6 protein-coding genes and 2 pseudogenes are annotated in these 4,657 nt (G+C 35.5%); all 8 read left to right on the top strand.

Features of this window, described 5'->3' with window-relative positions:
* A partial coding sequence (locus HMPREF2795_RS05980) for an LPXTG cell wall anchor domain-containing protein (RefSeq protein WP_075228442.1) occupies window positions 1-220 on the top strand: 220 nt, incomplete at its 5' end.
* A 239-nt stretch (window positions 221-459) separates the two neighbouring features.
* Window positions 460-846, top strand: a pseudogene (tnpA, locus tag HMPREF2795_RS05975) (IS200/IS605 family transposase); the annotation flags it as partial.
* Window positions 847-1,986: 1,140 nt separating this feature from the next.
* Window positions 1,987-2,355, top strand: coding sequence for a hypothetical protein (locus HMPREF2795_RS05970; RefSeq protein WP_049530250.1), 369 nt, complete (start codon window positions 1,987-1,989; stop codon window positions 2,353-2,355).
* A gap of 136 nt (window positions 2,356-2,491) precedes the next feature.
* On the top strand, window positions 2,492-3,184 hold the full coding sequence (locus HMPREF2795_RS05965; RefSeq protein WP_045763384.1) for a phosphoglycerate mutase: 693 nt from the start codon (window positions 2,492-2,494) through the stop codon (window positions 3,182-3,184).
* Window positions 3,185-3,355: 171 nt separating this feature from the next.
* Window positions 3,356-3,508, top strand: coding sequence for a 50S ribosomal protein L33 (gene rpmG / locus HMPREF2795_RS10315; protein WP_001809375.1), 153 nt, complete (start codon window positions 3,356-3,358; stop codon window positions 3,506-3,508).
* A 9-nt stretch (window positions 3,509-3,517) separates the two neighbouring features.
* Window positions 3,518-3,694, top strand: a complete 177-nt coding sequence (gene secE, locus HMPREF2795_RS05960) for a preprotein translocase subunit SecE (protein ID WP_001211016.1) — start codon at window positions 3,518-3,520, stop codon at window positions 3,692-3,694.
* Window positions 3,695-3,751: 57 nt separating this feature from the next.
* A complete protein-coding gene (nusG, locus tag HMPREF2795_RS05955) occupies window positions 3,752-4,288 on the top strand; it encodes a transcription termination/antitermination protein NusG (RefSeq protein WP_045763385.1) in 537 nt (178 codons plus the stop codon).
* Between the two features lie 191 nt (window positions 4,289-4,479).
* A pseudogene (locus HMPREF2795_RS10930) lies at window positions 4,480-4,657 on the top strand (sigma-70 family RNA polymerase sigma factor); the annotation flags it as partial.

Below are 4,657 nucleotides of genomic sequence, written 5' to 3'. Positions count from 1 at the left end.
TTCTAAGGATGAAGTTCCAGTTAAAGTTACTGTTGCAGCTAATGCAGCTCCAGCTTCTGATAACACTCCAGCTTCTGATAACACTCCAGCTAAGAAAGCGGGTGCTAAAGAATTACCAAACACTGGTACAAAACAATCTAGCGCTTCACTTGCTCTAGCACTCCTTGCAGCAGCGACAGGAGGACTCCTCATCGCTAAAAAACGCGAGGAAGAAGAGTAAATAAAAAGCTCAAATATAGCAAAACTGAGAATGATTATTCTTTCAGACTGCTAGAAAAACCGTAAGAATTTTTTCTTACGGTTTTTTGATTATGTGACTATTAGTCCGTCTCGCTCCGTGAGATGCGAGACACATAAACCACCCGCTATGCGGGTGCGCGTCGAAGGTTATACCAAAAAAACTCCAAACGCGATACAATAAAGGTGTTCAAGCCAATTGTAAAGCGAAAGGAGAAAACCATGGCACAAAAGTCTCATAGTTTATCACACACAAAGTGGATGTGTAAATATCACATTGTGTTCACCCCTAAGTATAGACGAAAAGTGATCTATAATCAATATCGAAGTAGTTTGGGAGAAATATTCCACCGATTATGTAGTTATAAAGGTGTTGAGATTATCGAAGGTCATTTAATGCCTGATCATGTACATATGTTGGTAAGTATTCCACCTAGGATAAGTATTTCAAGTTTCATGGGGTATTTAAAAGGCAAAAGTGCACTCATGATGTTTGATAAACACGCCAACCTCAAGTATAAGTTTGGGAATCGGCATTTCTGGGCGGAAGGTTATTATGTGAGTACAGTAGGGCTTAATGAAGTCACAATAAGGAAATATATTCAAGATTAAAGAAATTATCCAGTGGATGATTTCTTCACGAGTATGAAAATTTGAGAACGAGTACAGCATGATATAGCTCTAGATAAATTGAGTGTAAAAGAATATGAGGATCCCTTTAGGGATAGTGGTAAGTAATACTAAAGCCTCTTTAAGAGGCAAGTGACGAGTCAAGAGCAATAGGGCTTGAACAACGTGAAAGCCAACGTCTTTAGACGCTGGCTGGTAATTTGGGCTTATAGCCCTGGTATGGTGGTTATGATTTCAAATACTCGTTTTACTATTTGAAGTCAGATAAATAAAATTTTTTCCTGATAACGATATCTCGGAAAAATTGCAGAATGTAAGTTAGTCAACAATTTATTAATACTATAGTGGATTGAAATAAGATGTGAACAAAGAGATTAGGAAAGTCAAATTAATTTCTAAAAACGCTTTAGAATCCTTGGTGTGCTATTCTAGATTCAATCCATTATATAATGGATTGAAAAAAGATATGAACAATGAGGCTAGGAAAGTCAAATTAATTTATAGAAACGTTTTAGAATCCTTGTCGTACTATTCTAGGTTCAATCCACTGTAGTTGTATAGTTCTATCAGAAACGATCAAGAACACTAAATTAAATCTGAGTAAGGCATAGAACAAGAAAACGGATATTTAACTCAGATAGCCTTACATAAGGGTGTAAACCGCCAAAATAGAAAATATAAACAGTTAGAAAATCTAGAAGATAATCAAGATTGAGAATGAAACTGACTTGTAACTAAAGTTAACCTCAAAAATAATAGAATAATCAAAAAATAAATGATGAGTATAACCTAAACTAATAAATGGGTAATACTAAAGATTAGCAACAAATCTAATGATAAATACTTCTCTACTAACTTAGAGGTAAGTTAGATATAGTTTCTGATTTGAGTGAGAATATTTCATGAGATTATGAAAAAAATAAGTGGATTACTTGAATGACTGAACATAATGTAAAATAACAAGTAAAAAATAGAACTATAAAACTTGAAATATCACTAGTTTGATTCGTATAGAGAGCCAGTAAAGGAATCACAATTCCATACCAGACTGGTAAAAACTTTAAATAAAAACTAAAATATGGTAAAATAACGATTAAATAAAATTTTTAGGAGACATTTATGAAGACAAAAACACTTGCACAAGTTGATGGAATTATTGGGATCATTGCAGGAGCTGTTTTGGCAATTTTACCAGTTGTTATAGTTATGATTGCGGCTATTTCTGAAAATGAAGATTTTGCAGGAGTTGTTTTGGGAATTGTTTTCCTTGTTTTTACTTTAGTAAAAATCGCAACTCTAATCCTAGGAATTCTCACTCTTGTCTACTACAAGGATGACAAACGTATCTCACTTGCTCCGTCTATCTTATTTATCGTTGGATCGGTAGTATCATTGATTCCGTTCTTGGGATGGATCGGTGGAATTATTCTCATCATTGGTGGAGCGCTATACTTGTCAAGCTTGAAACATTTCCAAATCGAAGGATAGTTCTATACTAAAAGAGAAGAGTCAAGAAGTCGCTTCTCTTTTTTGATTGATTTTGACTAGCTTTTTTGTGAAAAATTGTGTAAAATAGAATAGATAAACGAGGGGAACCTCGGAAAATAAAAGGAGTATCCATCAAATGGTAAAATTGGTTTTTGCTCGCCACGGTGAGTCTGAATGGAACAAAGCTAACCTTTTCACTGGTTGGGCTGATGTTGATTTGTCTGAAAAAGGAACACAACAAGCGATTGACGCTGGTAAATTGATCAAAGAAGCTGGTATCGAATTTGACCAAGCTTACACTTCAGTATTGAAACGTGCAATCAAAACAACTAACTTGGCTCTTGAAGCATCTGACCAATTGTGGGTTCCAGTTGAAAAATCATGGCGCTTGAACGAACGTCACTACGGTGGTTTGACTGGTAAAAACAAAGCTGAAGCAGCTGAACAATTTGGTGATGAACAAGTTCACATCTGGCGTCGTTCATACGATGTATTGCCTCCAGCAATGGATCGCGACGATGAGCACTCAGCTCACACTGACCGTCGTTACGCTTCACTTGACGACTCAGTTATCCCAGATGCTGAAAACTTGAAAGTGACTTTGGAACGTGCCCTTCCATTCTGGGAAGATAAAATCGCTCCAGCTCTTAAAGATGGTAAAAATGTATTCGTAGGAGCACACGGTAACTCAATCCGTGCTCTTGTAAAACACATCAAAGGTTTGTCAGACGACGAAATCATGGACGTGGAAATCCCTAACTTCCCACCATTGGTATTCGAATTTGACGAAAAATTGAACGTAGTTTCTGAATACTACCTTGGTAAATAAGAACCATAAAGCCTAGGATGATTCCTGGGTTTTTTCAATTTCTATATATTACAGTGCGAGATTAAAAGAAACCATATTTGCAAATTTAAATAGAAAGTTTTAAGAATACAAAAAACAATTAAGCTTGTCAAAGCAGAGGATTCTTGTTATAATAGGTAAGATGGAGGCGTTATGGCACTTAAAAAAGCAAGTCTAGCCTGTGCGGTTTGTGGTTCTAGAAACTATTCGATTAAGATTAGTGGAAATCCAAAACCAACACGCTTAGAAGTAAATAAATTTTGTAAACACTGTGGCAAGTACACCACACACCGAGAAACGAGATAGGAGAAAACGATGCGTTTTATTAAGGATATTTTTAAACTTCTTAAAGAAACAACTTGGCCGACTCGCAAGGAAAGTTGGTTAGATTTTAAATCTATCATGGAATACACTGCTTTCTTTGTAGTGATGATTTATATTTTTGACCAATTGATTGTTAGCGGATTGATTCGTTTTATTAATATTTTTTAAAATAAGCTAAGAAAAAGATCTAGTCGCTGAAATTCTTCAGTTAGGAAAGGAAAAAACATGGATAGTTTTGATAAAGGATGGTTTGTGCTACAAACTTATTCTGGCTACGAAAATAAAGTAAAAGAAAATCTATTGCAACGTGCACAAACATACAATATGCTAGAAAATATTCTACGTGTTGAAATTCCTACACAAACAGTGCAAGTAGAAAAAAATGGAAAGAAAAAAGAAATCGAAGAAAATCGCTTTCCAGGGTATGTTCTTGTAGAAATGGTTATGACCGACGAAGCATGGTTTGTTGTGCGTAACACACCAAACGTAACAGGATTCGTAGGTTCACACGGAAATAGATCAAAACCAACTCCACTTTTGGAACAAGAAATTCGCGATATTTTAGTTTCTATGGGTCAAACTGTCCAAGAATTTGATATTGATGTCGAAGTTGGTCAAACTGTTCGTATTATTGACGGTGCTTTCGCAGATTACACAGGTAAGATCACAGAAATTGATAACAATAAAGTTAAGATGATTATCTCAATGTTTGGGAATGATACAGTTGCAGAAGTAAATCTTAACCAGATTGCAGAACTTTAATCGAACATTTCATCAATTAAAATTACAAAGTAAAGACAACCGTATAGAAAACAGTTGTCTTTTATTACCCTCACTTGTCAGTATTCACAACTGCCATAACATTAGAGAGTAAAAACAGCACAAGACAGAAACTAGTGCCCTTCTTTCCCCCTTTCACTGCTATACTACAAGCAGAGAAAGGGGGAAAGCAAATGCTTGAGAAGTATTATGCAAAGGTAAAAGGAATTGTTTATAAATGTAGAAAAGATTACTATCTTCACCTGTGGGAGAAAGAGGATTGGGACCAAGAGGGAATGATCTGTCTCCATGAACTTTTAGAACACCATCCAGAACTGGTGGAAGAAGAAAAGAAACTCTACGTCTACTTCA

The sequence above is a fragment of the Streptococcus sp. HMSC056C01 genome, assembly GCF_001811305.1.
Taxonomy (GTDB): Bacteria; Bacillota; Bacilli; order Lactobacillales; family Streptococcaceae; genus Streptococcus.
The sequence above is the reverse complement of the archived record's forward strand: the minus strand, read 5'-3'. Positions and strand labels throughout refer to the sequence as shown.

Excerpts from the sequence above, each read along its gene's own strand:
- HMPREF2795_RS05970 (WP_049530250.1), top strand. The coding sequence starts at position 1,987 with ATGAAGACAAAAACACTTGCACAAGTTGATGGAATTATTGGGATCATT.
- HMPREF2795_RS05965 (WP_045763384.1), top strand. The coding sequence starts at position 2,492 with ATGGTAAAATTGGTTTTTGCTCGCCACGGTGAGTCTGAATGGAACAAA.
- rpmG (WP_001809375.1), top strand. The coding sequence starts at position 3,356 with ATGGCACTTAAAAAAGCAAGTCTAGCCTGTGCGGTTTGTGGTTCTAGA.
- secE (WP_001211016.1), top strand. The coding sequence starts at position 3,518 with ATGCGTTTTATTAAGGATATTTTTAAACTTCTTAAAGAAACAACTTGG.
- nusG (WP_045763385.1), top strand. The coding sequence starts at position 3,752 with ATGGATAGTTTTGATAAAGGATGGTTTGTGCTACAAACTTATTCTGGC.